Origin of the sequence: Micromonospora sp. LOL_025, from assembly GCF_048060285.1 — a bacterium.
Taxonomy (GTDB): domain Bacteria; phylum Actinomycetota; class Actinomycetes; order Mycobacteriales; family Micromonosporaceae; genus Micromonospora.
Window position 1 is genome coordinate 157,238 of the sequence record NZ_JBHMIR010000005.1, and the last position, 15,127, is coordinate 172,364.

Annotated in this window: 14 protein-coding genes; 6 read left to right on the top strand and 8 right to left on the bottom strand. The window is 73.1% G+C overall.

Translation table 11 applies throughout. The features are described 5' to 3' along the window. Positions 1–57: 57 nt before the first annotated feature. Entirely contained in the window at positions 58–1,020 is a 963-nt protein-coding gene (locus ACFHW0_RS09405; protein WP_416606892.1) for a phosphotransferase family protein, read from the top strand. A 112-nt stretch (positions 1,021–1,132) separates the two neighbouring features. On the opposite strand, the gene ACFHW0_RS09410 is transcribed toward ACFHW0_RS09405, so the two are convergent. After that, complete coding sequence (locus tag ACFHW0_RS09410) at positions 1,133–2,095, bottom strand: AraC family transcriptional regulator (RefSeq protein WP_416606893.1); 963 nt, start codon at positions 2,093–2,095, stop codon at positions 1,133–1,135. A gap of 324 nt (positions 2,096–2,419) precedes the next feature. Between ACFHW0_RS09410 and ACFHW0_RS09415 the strand changes: the two genes are divergently transcribed. After that, positions 2,420–3,940: a flavin-containing monooxygenase gene (locus tag ACFHW0_RS09415; RefSeq protein WP_416606894.1), complete on the top strand. Its 1,521-nt coding sequence runs from the start codon at positions 2,420–2,422 to the stop codon at positions 3,938–3,940. 24 nt (positions 3,941–3,964) lie between these two features. On the opposite strand, the gene ACFHW0_RS09420 is transcribed toward ACFHW0_RS09415, so the two are convergent. Continuing rightward, a complete protein-coding gene (locus ACFHW0_RS09420) occupies positions 3,965–4,657 on the bottom strand; it encodes an SGNH/GDSL hydrolase family protein (RefSeq protein ID WP_416606895.1) in 693 nt (230 codons plus the stop codon). A gap of 721 nt (positions 4,658–5,378) precedes the next feature. Next, entirely contained in the window at positions 5,379–6,482 is a 1,104-nt protein-coding gene (locus tag ACFHW0_RS09425) for a cytochrome P450 (RefSeq protein WP_416606896.1), read from the bottom strand. Between the two features lie 271 nt (positions 6,483–6,753). Between ACFHW0_RS09425 and ACFHW0_RS09430 the strand changes: the two genes are divergently transcribed. Together ACFHW0_RS09430 and ACFHW0_RS09435 are read left to right on the top strand one after the other, a co-directional pair. Then, complete coding sequence (locus ACFHW0_RS09430; RefSeq protein ID WP_416606897.1) at positions 6,754–7,095, top strand: DUF5988 family protein; 342 nt, start codon at positions 6,754–6,756, stop codon at positions 7,093–7,095. Positions 7,096–7,139: 44 nt separating this feature from the next. After that, positions 7,140–7,388 carry a ferredoxin gene (locus tag ACFHW0_RS09435; protein WP_416606898.1) on the top strand — a complete coding sequence of 83 codons (249 nt, stop codon included), beginning with the start codon at positions 7,140–7,142 and terminating at the stop codon, positions 7,386–7,388. 220 nt (positions 7,389–7,608) lie between these two features. Here ACFHW0_RS09435 and ACFHW0_RS09440 read toward each other — a convergent pair whose 3' ends face one another. Beyond that, the gene (locus ACFHW0_RS09440) at positions 7,609–8,352 is read right to left on the bottom strand and encodes an ABC transporter permease (protein WP_416606899.1); all 744 of its coding nucleotides are present in this window, start codon (positions 8,350–8,352) and stop codon (positions 7,609–7,611) included. After that, positions 8,349–9,083, bottom strand: a complete 735-nt coding sequence (locus ACFHW0_RS09445) for an ABC transporter ATP-binding protein (RefSeq protein ID WP_416606900.1) — start codon at positions 9,081–9,083, stop codon at positions 8,349–8,351. The genes ACFHW0_RS09440 and ACFHW0_RS09445 overlap by 4 nt, the downstream gene beginning before the upstream one ends. Positions 9,084–9,214: 131 nt before the next feature. Here ACFHW0_RS09445 and ACFHW0_RS09450 point away from each other — a divergent pair, with 131 nt between their 5' ends. Continuing rightward, positions 9,215–11,140, top strand: a complete 1,926-nt coding sequence (locus ACFHW0_RS09450; protein ID WP_416606901.1) for a sensor histidine kinase — start codon at positions 9,215–9,217, stop codon at positions 11,138–11,140. Further along, positions 11,104–11,751, top strand: coding sequence for a LuxR C-terminal-related transcriptional regulator (locus tag ACFHW0_RS09455; protein WP_416606902.1), 648 nt, complete (start codon positions 11,104–11,106; stop codon positions 11,749–11,751). Before ACFHW0_RS09450 ends, ACFHW0_RS09455 begins: the two co-directional genes overlap by 37 nt. Positions 11,752–11,887: 136 nt before the next feature. Here ACFHW0_RS09455 and ACFHW0_RS09460 read toward each other — a convergent pair whose 3' ends face one another. Genes ACFHW0_RS09460 through ACFHW0_RS09470 form a run of 3 tightly spaced genes read right to left on the bottom strand, consistent with a single transcriptional unit; the run spans position 11,888 to position 15,121 of the window. Further along, complete coding sequence (locus ACFHW0_RS09460) at positions 11,888–12,283, bottom strand: MmcQ/YjbR family DNA-binding protein (RefSeq protein WP_416606903.1); 396 nt, start codon at positions 12,281–12,283, stop codon at positions 11,888–11,890. A 10-nt stretch (positions 12,284–12,293) separates the two neighbouring features. Continuing rightward, positions 12,294–13,529: an MFS transporter gene (locus ACFHW0_RS09465; RefSeq protein WP_416606904.1), complete on the bottom strand. Its 1,236-nt coding sequence runs from the start codon at positions 13,527–13,529 to the stop codon at positions 12,294–12,296. Beyond that, positions 13,526–15,121, bottom strand: coding sequence for a class I adenylate-forming enzyme family protein (locus ACFHW0_RS09470; protein WP_416606905.1), 1,596 nt, complete (start codon positions 15,119–15,121; stop codon positions 13,526–13,528). The genes ACFHW0_RS09465 and ACFHW0_RS09470 overlap by 4 nt, the downstream gene beginning before the upstream one ends. Positions 15,122–15,127 lie beyond the last annotated feature (6 nt).

Consider the following 15,127-nt stretch of genomic DNA (forward strand, 5'->3'; position numbering starts at 1 on the left):
AGGGGTGAGCCCCGCACCACAACTGCATGATCCACGTCGAGGGTGGGGTGGGTTCGGGTGGGGTTGGGCGTTGGGGAACTGCGGGAGGTGGCGCGGGCGGCGTTCGGGGGCGGGCGGGTGCTGGTGTCGGCCGCGCGGTTGGTTGGCGGCACGAAGAAGGGCGTCTACCGGCTGAGCCTCGACGACGGGTCCACGGGTGTCGCCTACGTGTGGCATCCGGCGGAGGACTACTGGCCGGCGCGGGCGGCACCGGAGAGCGACGACCCGTTCGGGCAGGCCACCGGGGCGGGGCTGTTCGCCGCGGCGCACCGGGAGTTCACCGCCGCCGGGGTGCGGGTGCCCCGGCTGCTGCTCGCCCCCACCGCGGGCCTGTTGCCCGGCGAGGTGGCGGTGGTGCAGGACGTCCGGGGCGGCACTCTGCGGGACCTGCGCCGGCACGACCCGCGACGCGCCGGGGTGGTGCTGGCCCGGCTCGGCGACGCCGTCCGGAGCATGCACGCCCGCCGTCGCGACCGGTACGGCCGCCCGGGGCTCGACGGGCCGACGCCCGGGCGGCCGGTGGAGCGGATCGTGCTCGACCGGGCGCTGCGGGACCTGACCGAGGCCGCCGCCCGGGTGGAGCGGATCGCCGCCGTGCGGGACCGTCTCGCCGACGCCCTGGCCGAGCGGTGCGCCGCCGTGGCACCCCGCTCCCGGTACGGCCTGATCCACGGCGAACTCGGCCCGGACCACGTGCTGGTCGACGACCGGGACCGCCCGGTGCTCGTCGACATCGAGGGCGCGGTGTTCCTCGACGTGGAGTGGGAGCACGCCTTCCTCGAACTGCGCTTCGGCGACGCGTATCCGGCGCTGGCCGTCGACGGTCTCGACGGGAACCGGCTGCGCCTCTACCGGCTCGCGACGTATCTGTCCCTGGTGGCGGGTCCGCTGCGCCTGCTCGACGGCGACTTCCCGGACCGGGCCGGCATGCTCGCCATCGTCGAGCACAACGTCACCCGGACGTTGGACCAGCTCGCCTGAGCCGTCGCCGCCCCCGGGTGACGAACCCGCCGCCGGTCGCCACCCCCGTGCACGGTGTGGATGACGGGCCATCGACCGTCGTCCCGAGACAGGACGAGGCGAGGTTCGCAGGCTAGCGACGGAGGGTGCTGGACGGCGACTCCCCGAAGCGGGACCGGTACTCGCCGGCGAAGCGACCCAGGTGGGTGAACCCGTGGTCGAGGGCGACGCTCGTCACGGACGTGCCGGGCTCGGCCGCGCGTAGCGTGGCGTGGACCGCGTCGAGCCGGCGGGCGCGCAGGTAGGCCATCGGGGTGGTCTGCAGCTCGCGACGGAAGCAGTCCTGCAACGTCCGTACGCTCACCCGCAGCGCCTCCGCGACGTCTCCCACCGTCAGCGCCTCGGCTCGGTGTTCCGTCATCAGCGCGCAGGCGCGTTGCACGAGACGCCCGGGCGCCGGGTGCCTCGCCGGCTCGGCCAGCAGGTCGGTGTGGGTGTGGCGGTGGGTCAGCAACAACTTGCCGATGAGCGCCTGCTCGAAGCGGTCGACGATCCGTGGGTGGTCGAGGAGGGAGGCGCTCGCCGGTTGGGACAGCTCGTCGGCGAGGAAGTCCACTCCGCGCGCCCAGGCCGCCGCCGAGGGCGTACGCATGACCATGCCGAGGTCGAAGCGGAGCTGGCCCTCCACGGGTCGGCCGAGCAGCCGCGTGAGCTCCCGGTCGACCGTCTGCCGGTCGGCGTAGAAGATCCGGTGTGCGGACGCCCCGGACCACCGCATGTCCGAGGGGTCGTAGGGGGAGAGGACGGAGGCGGTGTCCGGCGTCGAGGTCACGGTGCGTCCGGCGTGACGAACCTCGGCCTTGCCGCCACGGGGGATCTGTACGAGGTAGAAGGTCTCCAGCGCGGCGGGCTGGATCCGCACCGCCTGCGCATACTCGAGGTCGACGACGCCCACGCCGCCCGATCGGCGGGCCGTCATCCGCAGGCGGACGCCGCGGACGCCCGGCTGGGGCGTCAGCCGGTGCGGGCAGAAGACGCGACCCACCTCCGCGCGGGCGCGCTCGATGTCGTCCGTCCTGACCGTCGTGGCAGCCATCTGGGACCTCCTGATCGAGCCGGGCCGGGGCGGCGGTGCACCGCTGGTGACACGCGGAACAACGGTTCGCCCGGAGGCTGCGGCCCTGCGCCGGGACGCCCTGCTGCGCCGAGACTAGGACGGGGGCGGGACGCTCGACAGAGGCGTGCTCCGAACCCGACACAAGGGAGCGCGGGAGGGCCTTCGCCGCGGCTGCGCGAAGTGGATGCTGCCCGCGTTCAACGGATAGCAGCCCCGCCCCCGCGCTCGTTAGCGTGCGATCGCCGCCAGCGCGCTGCTGTCGCGGCTCCCACCATCGGGTCGCGGAGTCTTTGGAGGTTCGCCATGAGGATCGCCGTCGTCGGTGCCGGATTCGCCGGCTTGGGCGCAGCGAAGGTGCTGCGGCAGAGCGGATTCGAGGTCACCGTGTTCGAGAAGGCGCCCGACGTCGGAGGCGTCTGGAGCAGCACCCGGAGGTACCCCGGGCTCCGCACCCAGAACAACAAGGGCACCTACCACCTCTCCGACCTGCCGATGCCCGCCCACTACCCGCAGTGGCCCTCCGGCGAGCAGGTCCAGCAGTACCTCGAGAGCTACGTGGACCGGTTCGGGCTCGGCTCCGCCCTGCGACTGTCCACGGAGGTCGTCACCGCGGAACTCGTGGACGACGAGACCGCGTGGCTGATCGCGTCGCGCCCGACGGGCGGCCGGGACCCCGCGACCTGGGAGCGGTACGACCATCTCGTCGTCGCCAACGGCATCTTCTCCGAGCCGTTCATCCCGCCCTTCGCGGGCCGTGCGGACTTCGTCGCCGCCGGGGGACGCGTCCTGGCCTGCGGGGAGTTCCACGATCTCGAGGCGGCGCGGGGAAAGGACGTCCTCGTCGTCGGGTACGGCAAGTCGTCCTGCGACGTGGCGGTCCCGCTGAGCGACGTCGCCGCGCAGACCCGCGTCGTCGCCCGTCAACTGCTGTGGAAGATGCCCAAGAAGCTCGGCGGAGCAGTCAACTACAAGTACCTTCTGCTCACTCGCATGGGTGAGGCGCTGTTCCGGTACATCAGCGTGAAGGGCTTCGAGCGGTTCCTGCACGGCCCGGGCAACGGTCTGCGTCGCGGCATGCTCGACAGCGTGGGGTCGGTCGCGACCCGGCAGCTCAAGCTGCGCGAGCTGGGTCTCGTGCCGGACGGGACCTTCGAGGACATCGCGCGGAGCACGGTCAGCCTCGCGACGGACGGCTTCTTCGAGCGGGTCGCCGACGGTCGGATCAGCGTCCACCGCGATCGTCAGATCAGCGAACTCCTGGTCGATGGGGGGCGGCCGGCCGCCCGGCTCGACGACGGCACGGTGCTCCCCGCCGACCTGGTCATCTGCGGCACCGGCTTCCGGCAGCACGTGCCCTTCTTCGACGCCGCCCTGCACGCCCGGCTCGAGGACGCCGCCGGCAACCTCATGCTCCACCGCCAGATCCTGCCGGTCGACGTCCCGCGGCTCACCTTCGCCGGCTACAACTCCTCGTTCTTCAGCCCGCTCGGCGCCGAGATGGCAGCGGTCTGGACGGCCGCGTACCTGCGGGGAGGGATCCCGCTGCCGTCCAGGGAGCGGATGCGGGTGCAACTGCGGACGCGGCTGGCCTGGATGGCGGCGCGGACCAACGGGCAGCATGCCCGTGGTACGAGCATCATCCCGTTCTCGATGCACAACATCGACGACGTGCTCGACGATCTCGGGCTCAACCTCGGCCCGTTGGCCCGCGCCCGCCAGTGGCTGCTGCCCGTCGACCCGCGCTCCTACCGCGGGGTCACCCCCCGCATGATCCGGCGCACCGCGGCGACGGCGGCCAGGGAGTCGGCGAGGGAGTCCGTCTGACACGCCGGGCTGTGGCGGCCGGGGTCAGCTCGGGTGCCGGGGGCTCGCGAGGTGGGCGCCGAGGCGGCGGACGGTCTCGGCGGCGGCGACCGCGTCGCTGCGGGCGCTGCCGTGCCGGCCGTCGCTGCTGTACATCGTCGGGTCGGCGGCGAGCGGGTGGTCGGTGAGCCGCACGTGCACGGTGCCGAGCCGCTCCGCGAGGGCCCCGGTGTGGGCGGAGAGCCGCCGCATCCGTTCGCCGAGGCCGGCCCGGTGCCGCTCCGGCACGGCCGGGCTGAGCGACACGTCGAACATGCCGACGGTGATCACGTCCGCGCCGGCGGCCTGGAGCGCCCCGATCATCGCGGTCAGTTCCGCGTCGACGGCGTCCGCGTCGTAGCCCCGCCCGAAGGCGTCGTTGCCGCCGCAGACCACCAGCGCCAGGTCGGGGCGGAACGCCAGCGCCCGGGCGAGCTGGGCGGCGCGCACCTCGTGCGCCCGCAGCCCTCGCAGGCCCAGATTGAGGTACGCCAGCTCCGGCCGGACGGCCCGCAGTTCGGCGGCGATCCGGTCGGCCCACTGCACGTCGGGATAGCCGTCGGCGGGCTCGCAGAGCCCTTCGGCCACGCTGTCGCCCAGCACCGCGAAGCGCCGCCACGGGTGGCCGCGCAGCAGCGCCGCGCTCTCCCCGTCGCGCAGGCACCACGGATCCGTCGCTTCGGTAAACGTCGATGGCATGCCGGCACGCTAGCCGACGTCCGGGGACCGGAAAAGGGCCTGCCGGAGCGGTGGAACGGTGCGGTCGGTCGGATTCCGGTGCTCGGCTGTCACGGGTCAGCGGGCAGGCGTAAGAGGTCGGGCATCGGAGTCGGTCTCCTGCGGCTGGTCGGTCTTCGTGCCGTACCTGGCGCGGATGATCGCGGCGTTGCGGACGGCTGCCGGGGTGAAGTCCGGTCGGTCGGTCGCCCAGGTGGTCGGGGCGACAGTCGCGGTCGGTCGGATGGCCGGCTGCGGCTGGGGGGTCGGGTCGGTCGGTCCGTGGCCACACCGCCGGTCGGCCCGCCGCCTTGTACAGCCGCAGGTCCTCTACCGCCAGCACCGGCGACTGGATCCTGTACTTCACCGCGTGACGCAGGGCCTGCGGCGTTTCGATCGGGGTGAGCAGCCAAGCCAACGAGGCGAACTTCGGGGCCTGCACGTCGACACGGCCGGCGGCGTGCAGCTCACGGCGGCGCTGCCAGCGGGCGGTGCGGGACCCGGTGAACACGCCGAGGACGGACATGACCGCCACACCGAAGGCAGGCAGGGCGTCCGTGCCCAGCTCGGCGCGGCCCTCGGCCTTGGCCTGGTGGTCGGCGTGCCAGTAGATGAGCGCGGAGATGAGGCGCGCCGACTCCGGACCGCGCTGACCGTACGCGGGAGACGGAGCGGCCGGCCGGGATCGGCCGGCCGCTCCGTCTCACCAGGTGACCGGCAATTCGTGAACGCCGAAGAAAGCGCTCTCGTGTTTGTACGACAGCTCCTCGAGCGGCACGGTGCAGCGCAGGTCGGGGAACCGCCGAAACAGGGTCTCGAAGACGATCTCCAGCTCCGCATTGGCGATGTTCTGGCCGATGCACTGGTGGATGCCGTAGCCGTACGCCATGTGCCCGCGCGTCGAGCGATGAATGTCGAAGGTGTCCGGGTCCTCGAAGAAGTCCTTGTCGTGGTTGGCCGAGGCGGCGAGGAGATACAGACCCTCACCGGCCGCGATCCGTTGTCCCGCGATCTCGACGTCCTCCTTGGCGATCCGGGGCAGAACCAGATCGCCGACGCTGAGGTAGCGGAGCAGCTCCTCGACAGCCTTGGGCCACAGGGCCGGGTCGGCTTTCAGTTCGGCGAGCGTACCGGGGTGTTCCAGCAGGACCAGCGTGCCGAGGGCGATCATGCTGGCGGTCGACTCGTGCGATGCGTTCAGCACGCTCTGGGCCGCGCCGGCGAGCTCGGAATCCGCCAGCTCGAGTTCGGCCGGTGCGTGCGCGAGTTTGGTGAGGATGTCGTCGCCCGGGTTACGGCGTTTCTCGTCCAACAGGGCGAGCATGTGGGTGCGCATCTCCATCACGGCGGTCCGGAGGTCGTTCATCGTGCCGCTGCGCTGGAGCAGGAGATTCGCGCGGGTCTGGAAGAAGTGGTGCTCGGACTCCGGCACGCCGAGAAGTTCGCAGGTGAGCACCGACGGCACCCGTAGCGCCACCAGGTTCACGAGGTCGGCGGGCTGGCCACTGTCCCGCATGACGTCCAGCGCATCGTCCACCATCCGCTGGATCCGCGGGCGCAGGGTGCGGATCTTGCGCATCGTGAAGTCGGGCATCAGCAGTTTGCGGTACACGTCGTGCTCGGGCGGGTCCATCCGGACGAACGACGAACGCCGTCCTTGTGGGTCCACCCCGGTACCGCCGGCCAGGGGAATGCCCGGGATGGTGCTGTCGCTGCTGATCCGGGGGTCGGTGAGCGCGGCCTGGACGTCGGCGTACCGCGAGACCAGCCAGACCATGCTGCCGTCGCGAAGCATGGCCCGGGACACCGGTTCCGTCGAGCGCAGCGTCTCGTACTCCGGGGGCGGGGTGAACGGGCACCCGGAGCGGCGCATCGGGAACGACGGCGGACTGTCGGCCTTGCCGGCCGACACGGTGGGGCCCAACGTTGCCATGCTGACTCCTGTTCGCAGGTGACCGCGATGCGGGGTGATCTCGTCTGTTGCCGCGCTGAGGAACCTACGATCCGCCGTGGAACAAGCCGGTAATCACCGGGTAAGCAACGTGGATCGGCGAATACGGCCGCCACCGGCTATCCCGATGAAGGTCCGTGAGGGGTGGGGCCCGTTCCACCGATTGATTACCGTCGAACGAAAAGGCGTCGAGATCCTGTTTCCGGACGTCATTCGCGCCAGAACTGTCGGGGAGGGCACCGCGATGGGTCATCTCGCAGACGACAACCTCGTGGATGTTGTCCTGGAGGGCGGTCCGGCGGACCTTCCGCCCGGACGTCGCCTGCTCAAAGCCGTGGCTGCCGGCGAGAGGGTGAAGATCGAGCACTACGGCGGCTACGAGCATTTCGAACGCCAGACGGGCGCCGATCCCGCGGACGACGGCGCGATCGCCTTCCGCTGGACGATGCGTACCCGGATCGCCGAATAGCGGCCGCGAGCATTTCCGACGTCGGGGTGAGGGAGGAAGTCATCGTGCGTTCGGACGAGTCCGGGGAAAAGACCGGCTGGCGGGTCGCCGTGAACCGGAACCGGTGTACCGGGTCGAGCATGTGCGAAAATGTCGCGGCCGGGCACTTCGCCGTGGTGGACGGCGTCTCTCGGCCGCTGGCCGAGGTGATGGAGCCGAACCCCGAGATCCGCGAGGCCGCCGGATTCTGCCCGGTGGAGGCCATCACCCTCGTCGACACGGTGACCGGCGAGGAGATTCCCCCGGCGTTCTGATCCGGAGCGAAGGGCCGGCCGCGCGCGGCCGGCCCTTCGCTCCGTGCGGTCTATCGGGCCGGATGCGCGGGATCTTCCTTCCCGGCCCGGCGCAGGCTGCGCGGGCGCATGTCGGTCCAGACCCGCTCGATGTGTTCGAGGCACTCCTGCCGGCTGCCCGTCCGGACACACGGAGTTCCTCCGGCGCCCGGCCGCCGCCGTCACGACGCCCGCCGGCGCGTCACTCCCACCGGAAGTAGCGGGCCGCGATGCCGCCCAGCGCCACGGTGAACGCCACCATCACGGCCAGGTGCAGCAGCGTGGGCCACGAGCCCGCCCAGGCGTCCTGCACGGCCAGGGACGCGGCGCCCAACGGGGTGAAGTCGGCGATCCTCCGCACCATTTCCGGCATCTGCGGCCCCGGCGTCCACACCCCGGCGAAGAACATCATCGGGAAGTAGATCAGCTGGCCGACCCCCGACGAGGCCCGGGCGCTCGGCGTGACCGCCGCCACGAGCAGCGCGACGGCGCACATCGCGCTCGCCCCGAGCGTGAACGCCAGCACGAAGCCGACCGCGTTGCCGGGCGGCGGGACGTCGAAGACGGTCGCCGCCACCAGCCAGGCCAGGCCGCAGGCGAGCAGCATTGCGCCGACGTTCACGGCCACCTGCGCGAGGAGCAACGCCGCCGGCGAGACCGGGGTGGTCGCCAGCCGGCGCAGGACGCCCCGCTCGCGGTAGCTGGCCACCACGGCCACCAGCGTCACCATCGTCACCGTCGCGATGGCCAGCGTCATGGTGATCGGCAGGTAGACCTCCACGGGACGCCGGCCGCCCATCTCGTCCGACGGGTCGCGGGTCCCCGGCAGGGCCAGGCCGAGCACCAGGATCAGCAGGGCCGGGAACGCGATGGCGAAGAACGTGCCGACCGGATCCCGGAGGAACAGCTTCGACTCTACGCGGACGATCTTGGCAAGGGTGGTCATCGGAGGCTCCTGGCAGAGGTGAGGGAGAGGATCGCGTCCTCGAGGGTGGGCCGTTCGACGCCGGGCACCCGGGCACCGGCGATCAGGCTGCGGGGAGTGTCGACGGCGACGACCCGTCCGGCCGCGACGACCGCCAACCGGTTGCACAGCCGCTCCGCCTCGTCCATGAAGTGGGTCACCAGCACGACCGTGACGCCACGGTCCCGGACCTGCCGGACCAGCTCCCACGTGTCCCGCCGCGCCTGCGGGTCCAGCCCCGTGGTCAGCTCGTCCAGGATCGCCACCGACGGGTTGCCGACCAGCGCGAGCGCGATCGACAGCCGCTGCTTCTGACCGCCGGAGAGCTTCGCGAACACCGTGTTCCGTTTGGCGGCCAGGCCCAGCTCGTCCATCAGCGCCCGCCAGTCGGCCGGCTGCGGATAGAACGAGCTGTACAGGTCGAGCGCCTCCCACACCTTGATCCGGTCCGGCAGTTGGCTCTCCTGGAGTTGGATGCCCAGCTTCCGACGCACCGCCGCGCGGTCCCGGCGCGGGTCCAGCCCCAGCACCCGTACCGATCCGGAGTCCGGGGCCCGGAGCCCCTCGATGCACTCCACGGTGGTGGTCTTGCCGGCGCCGTTCGGGCCGACGAGCCCGAAGATCTCGCCCTCGTCCACGCTCAACGACACATCCGCGACGGCGGTCTGGTCGCCGTACTGCTTGCGGAGGTTCCGTACCTCGATGACTGACATGCCGACGACGGTAGGAACCTTGCAGACTCGGGAGAATGGGCTCAACTGCCTGGTGGAGGTGTACCCAGCCCCACCCCCGGCCGGTACCCTTCCCCAGTGCGGCGGCGGTCGGTACGACGAAGACTCGCCCCATGACCCGCTTCGCGCTCGCCGTGCCACGCTGCGTCGCCCTGGTCGTGCTGGGCGTGACCGGGTTCGCCTACGGACACCTCCTCGTGCTCGGTGCCACCCTGGTGGTCACCTACCCGCTCGCCGTCTCCGGCCAGTTCCGGCTGACCGCGCTGGCGCGCCGGCTCGCCCGCGCCTGGGCCGGGGCCGACCTCCCCGACCCCGTCCGGTCGCCACCACGTGCACCGCACCGGCGCGAGGACGGCTGGTACGCCCACGAGGGCACGTTGTTCCGGTCGCCACGGCTGCCGGCGTTCCTGCTCAAGCTGGACCAGCACGCGAAGGACCCGACGCTCGGCCGGGAATGGCTGTGGCTGATCCTCACCCCGGTCACCGGCGGGCTCCCGCTCCTGGTGCCGCCCGCGCTGATCGCGGCCGGCGTGTTCCTGCTCGCCTCTCCTCCCTGGGATCCCGCGTGGTCGGTGCCGGTGGCTGTCGGGGCCGTCGTGGCCGCGTTCCTGCTCGCGCCGGGTGCGCTGCGGGCGTACGGGCTGTGGGCCGGCGTGCTGCTGGGGCCCGGGGAGCGGCCGCAGACGGCGGTCGGCCGGTGGGTCACCCGGGCGTCGGCCGCGACCTGGCGGGGGGCCGGCCTGGCCGGGCTGTCCCTCGCCGCGTTCGGCGGTCTGCTGCTCAACCTGCTCGCCGCAGCCCTGTCGTGGGGCGGGCTGCTGCCGTACACCCTGCCGGCCACGCGGTCACTGGTGCAGCTCTACCGGCGCTACGCCCGCACCTGGACGGGCCGCGACCTGCCCGCACCGTACCGGCCGTACCCGCCGTCGCCCAGCCCCGGAGAGGACGGCAACTACCGGGTCGGGCGGGTCCTGTACACCGACCTCCCGGCAGCCGTCCAAGGTCAGCGGCCGGGGTGGTTGTTCGGTGACCCGGCCACCTGGCGGGACCAGCTGTGGGCACTGGGCTCGGTCGTCCTGGCCCCGCTCTCGTTCGTCCCGGCGGTCCTGGTCGCCTTCGGGTTCTACGGCCTGTTCTGTCAGCCCCTGACGTGGGTGGGCTGGGCGGTGCCGATCGGCCTGCTCACCGGCTACTGGGCCACCCCGTTCTACCTGTGGTTCGGCATCGAGCACGTCGGCCTCGTCGCGCCGTGGTTTCCGGACTGGGCGAGCATGCCCGGCGGGCTGGTCATGGCGCTGCTCGGGCTCGGCCTGGCCAGCCCACTGGTGAGGCTGCGGCTGTCGTGGGACCGGCTCCTGCTCACTCCCACGGCGGCCACCGTGCTCGCCTCGCGGGTCGCGCACCTCGCCACCACCCGGGCCGACGCCGTCGACGTGCAGGCGGCCGAACTGCGTCGCATCGAACGCGACCTGCACGACGGCGCCCAGGCCCGGCTCATCGCCGTCGGACTCGGCCTGGCCGCCGTCGCACGGCTCATGGATACCGACCCGGTGCGGGCGCGGCGGCTGCTCGAACAGGCGCAGGAGACGTCCGCCGCCGCGCTGGCCGAGCTGCGCGACCTGGTACGCGGCATCCACCCGCCGGTGCTCGCCGAACGCGGGCTCGGCGACGCGGTCCGGGCGATCGCGCTCGACACCCCGCTGCCGGTGGACGTGGACGTCGACCTGCCCGGCCGGCTCGACGCGCCGGTCGAGTCGGCCGCCTACTTCGTCGCCTGCGAGGCCCTCACCAACGCGGCCCGCTGCGCGACCCACATCTCGGTCTCGCTGTCGCACCGCGACGGGATGCTCCGGGTGGTCGTGACCGACGACGGTCCCGGCGGGGCCGACCCCGCGGCAGGGACCGGGCTGCGCGGCATCCGACGGCGGCTCGCTACATTCGACGGAACCATGACCCTGCACAGTCCGCCCGGCGGACCCACCGTCGTCACCATGGAGATCCCGTGCGCGTCGTCCTCGCCGAGGACCTCCACATCCTGAGGGATGGGCTGGTCCTGCTCCTCGAAAGCCACGGTTTCACCCTCGCCGAGGCCGTCGGCGACGGGCCGGCACTGCGCGCCGCCCTGGCTCGGCACCGGCCCGACGTGGCCATCGTCGACGTACGGCTACCGCCGACCTTCACCGACGAGGGCCTCCAGGCGGCGCTGGCCGCCCGGCGGGACGTGCCCGGCCTTCCGGTGCTGGTGCTGTCCCAGCACGTCGAGCAGCTCTACGCCCGGGAACTACTGGCCGACGGCGCCGGCGCGGTCGGCTATCTGCTCAAGGACCGCGTCCTGAACGCCGACCAGTTCATCGACGCCGTACGCCGGGTCGCGTCGGGCGGCACCGCGATGGACCCCGAGGTGATCGCCAGGCTGCTGACCGCCGGCGGCACCGCCTCGCCCCTGACCCGCCTCACGCCGCGCGAGCGCGACGTCCTCGAACTCATGGCCCAGGGACGCTCCAACGCCGCCATCTCGCAGCGGCTGTTCCTCAGCGAGAGTGCCGTGGGCAAGCACACCGCGAGCATCTTCGACAAGCTGCGTCTCCCCCCGTCCTCCGACGACAACCGCCGCGTCCTCGCCGTCCTCACCTACCTCAACAACGTCTGAGGCGCAGCCGGTTCGTGTCGAGCCCGTCGACGGCCAGCGCCGGTCGGGCCGCCGAGCCGCGCCAGCACCCCCGGCCCGTCGCGGGTCACGCCCCCCGCCGGAGCTTGAGAGGGCTCGTCGCCTCCGGGTAGCCGGCCTACGCGTGCCGCCCCGCCCGGTAGGCCGCCGCGAGCCGCTTCGGCGCCCGGTCCTGCCACGCCTCGACGACCAGCTCGGCCAGCTCGTCGGGGTCGATCCGGTCGAGCCGGACGAGGACCGCCGGGTAGCCGTCGAAGTGCGGGGTGGTGAAGTAGACGGCCGGGTCGTCGGCGAGCAGCGCCTCCTTCGCCCCCAGGTCCGGCACCCGTACGCCGAGGACCGGACCGTCGGGCGCCGCCGCCCCCAGGGCGTCGAGGTCGGCGCGGCGCAGCGGTCGCTCCCAGACGAACGCCTTGTCACGGACCTTCCACGCGGGCGCCCCCTGGTAGGACGGGTGCTCGCCCGTCTCCGGCAGACCCAGCGCGATCCGGCGTACGTCCTCCCACGTGGCCATGCCCCCGACCCTACGCCCGACCCACGACACCCGGCGCCCGCTCGGCCGGCGCGGCGGTGGACCGTGGACGCAGTCCGGGCAGGAGCGGCAGCAGGGTCACGACGAGGCAGAACGCCGCCATGACCAGCAGGGCGGGGACGAGGCCGAGCGCGGTGGCCGACCAGCCACCCAGCAGCGCGCCCAGCGGCAGGCCCGCGAACGCCAGCGACCCGGCCAGCCCGATCACCCGGGTCTGCAAGCCGGCCGGCACCCGCTCGTAGATCGCCACCCCGAGCAGCGGGTTGACCGCCGCGATGCCGATGCCGGAGGCGAACGTCACCGCCAGCACCACCGCCAGTTCCTCGCTCAGCGCCAGGACCAGCAGCCGCGGGGCGCCGCCGAGCGCCGCACCGACGACGAAGGTCAGGTACCGGGGCAGCCGGGGCCCGTACGCCGTGAACAGCAGGTTGCCCAGCAGCGCGCCGGCCGAGAACGCCCCGAGCACCAGGCCCAGCCCGGCGGGGCTGCGCAGCACGTCGGCCACCCAGAGCGGGATGTAGACCGCGACGCTCGCGTTGACCGCCATGTTCAGCGCCGAGACCACCAGCAGCATCGTCAGCAGCATCCGGTCGCGGCCCAGGTGGCGGAACCCGCCCGCGAGCGCGCGCAGGTATCGCTCCGGCGCCGTCGGCTCCGGCGCCTCGGCCGGCGGCCGGACCAGCAGGCCGACCAGCAGGGCGCACGCGGCGAAGCTGGCGGCGTCGATGAGGAGCGCCTGCGTCACCCCGAACCACCAGACGAGCAGCCCGCCCAGCCCCGCGCCGAGCAGGGTCGCCAGCCGGCCCAACCCGTCGTAGACGGAGGTCAGCCGGATCAGCCGGACCCCGGCGGCCTCGGCGGCCGGGCGGAACATCACGTGCTTGACCCGGTCGCCGACGCCCCGCAGCGCGCCCACCAGGGCGACCAGGGCGAGCAGCGCGCCGAAGCCGAGCCACGGGGTGAGGGCCACCGCCACCATCAGCGCGGCGCTGCCCGCGTCGGCCAGGATGGAGGTGCGGCGCAGCCCGATCCGGTCCGCCCAGGGTGTGCCCAGGGCGCTGGAGAGCAGGTAGGGCAGCGTCTCGGCGGCGGCCACCGCGCCCATCTTCGCCGGGCTGCCGGTGGTCTCCAGCACCAGCCAGGGAATGGCCACCACCGAGATCCGGCTGCCCAGGTTCGAGATCAGGTCGGCGGCGACCAGGACGGTCAGTTCCCGCCGGGGGGTCACGCCAGGGTGCCGATCGACGCCTCGGGGTGCTCGACCGACGACGGGTGGTCCGCGGCGTGGCGGGTTCGCAGCGCGCGCTTGTCCACCTTGGCCGAGCGGTTGAGCGGCAGCCGGTCGACGAACTCCACCCCGCCCGGCGCCCAGGTGTCGCTGAGCTCGGCGGTCACCACATCGATCAGTTCCCCGGCGGTCACCGTCGCGCCGGGCGCCGGCACCACGTAGGCGTACGGCAGTTCGCCAGCCGCCTCGTCCGGCACGCCGATCACCGCCGCCGCCCGCACCTGCGGGTGCCCGGCCAGGACGTCCTCGATCGGGCGGCAGTGGATCGGCCAGCTGCGCCGCCGGGTGAGGATGCGGTCCTGCAACCGGTCGACGAGGTAGAGGTAGCCGTCGGCGTCGAGGTGCCCGACGTCGCGGGTGCGGACCCAGCCGTCGACCAGCGTCTCGGCGGTCAGTTCGGGCTGGCCGTGGTAGCCGGCGAAGCGCAGGTCGGTGTGCACCCACACCTCGCCGTCGGCGCCGGGCGGCAGCACCGTGCCGTCCTCGGCGCGGACCTCGACGCGTACGTCGCCGTAGGGTCGCCCGCAGGAGCGCAGCCGCTGCGGGTGCGCCGGGTCGTCGGTCAGCCCCGGCAGGGCGGTGACCACGACGGCCTCGCTGAGGCCGTACACGATGCGCAGCACCGGGCCGAAGCGGGCGATGGCCTGGCGCAGGCGGGCGGGCGCGGCGGGCCCGGCGCCCACGTTGAACATGAACATGGCGGAGAAGTCCGCGCCGTCCAGGGCGGGGTGGTCGAGCACCTCGTAGAGCATCGGCGGCGTGACGAAGGTCGAGTTGATCCGCTCCCGGTCGACGGTGGCGATGAACCGCGCCGGGTCCCAGCCCTCGCGCGGGAACAGCACCCCGCCGGTGAAGAGGTTGAACAGCGTGGTGATCTGGCCGCTGGCCAGCCACATCGGCGAGTGCGACAGGTGTCGCAGGGGCGGGTGCCCGGCGGCGCGGAAGTCGGCGGCCAGGGCGAGGATCTGCGCGTAGAAGCTCTCCCGGTGGTGCACCAGCTTCGGGGTGCCGGTGGTGCCGCTGGTCTGCAGGAAGGACTCCGGCGCCGGCACCTCGGCCGGCAGCTCGACCGCACCGGCGCGCGCGGCCGCGGCGAGGAGGTCCGGGCCCGCGCCGCCCGGGCCAAGGCAGAGCACGGGTACGCCGGGCAGCCCGGCGGCCAACTCCGGGCCGAGGCCGGCCGGGTCCCGGGCGTCGTGGACGAACGCGTCGGGGCGGGCCAGCCGGACGAACTCGTCGACCTCCCGGCGTGACGTCACCGGGGCGACCCACATCGTCCGGCAGCCCAGCAGGTGCAGGGCGAGCTGCACCAGCGGCCCCTCCACCGGGTTGCCGAGCGCGAGCAGCACCGCCTGCCCCGGCCGTACGCCGTGCCCGAGCAGGGTCGCGGCCAGCCCGCGCACCTGCGCGGCGACCTCGGCGTAGCTGAGCCGGTGTCCGTTTCCGACCAGCGCCTCCCGGTCGCCGAAGCCCGCGAACAGCTCCAGCGCCCGGTGCACGTAGTCGGCCCGTCGCTCCGGTCGGTCGGTCATCCGACA

Excerpts from the sequence above, each read along its gene's own strand:
- ACFHW0_RS09470 (WP_416606905.1), bottom strand. The coding sequence starts at position 15,121 with ATGACCGACCGACCGGAGCGACGGGCCGACTACGTGCACCGGGCGCTG.
- ACFHW0_RS09460 (WP_416606903.1), bottom strand. The coding sequence starts at position 12,283 with ATGGCCACGTGGGAGGACGTACGCCGGATCGCGCTGGGTCTGCCGGAG.
- ACFHW0_RS09445 (WP_416606900.1), bottom strand. The coding sequence starts at position 9,083 with ATGTCAGTCATCGAGGTACGGAACCTCCGCAAGCAGTACGGCGACCAG.
- ACFHW0_RS09450 (WP_416606901.1), top strand. The coding sequence starts at position 9,215 with ATGACCCGCTTCGCGCTCGCCGTGCCACGCTGCGTCGCCCTGGTCGTG.
- ACFHW0_RS09415 (WP_416606894.1), top strand. The coding sequence starts at position 2,420 with ATGAGGATCGCCGTCGTCGGTGCCGGATTCGCCGGCTTGGGCGCAGCG.
- ACFHW0_RS09440 (WP_416606899.1), bottom strand. The coding sequence starts at position 8,352 with ATGACCACCCTTGCCAAGATCGTCCGCGTAGAGTCGAAGCTGTTCCTC.
- ACFHW0_RS09410 (WP_416606893.1), bottom strand. The coding sequence starts at position 2,095 with ATGGCTGCCACGACGGTCAGGACGGACGACATCGAGCGCGCCCGCGCG.
- ACFHW0_RS09430 (WP_416606897.1), top strand. The coding sequence starts at position 6,754 with ATGAAGGTCCGTGAGGGGTGGGGCCCGTTCCACCGATTGATTACCGTC.
- ACFHW0_RS09420 (WP_416606895.1), bottom strand. The coding sequence starts at position 4,657 with ATGCCATCGACGTTTACCGAAGCGACGGATCCGTGGTGCCTGCGCGAC.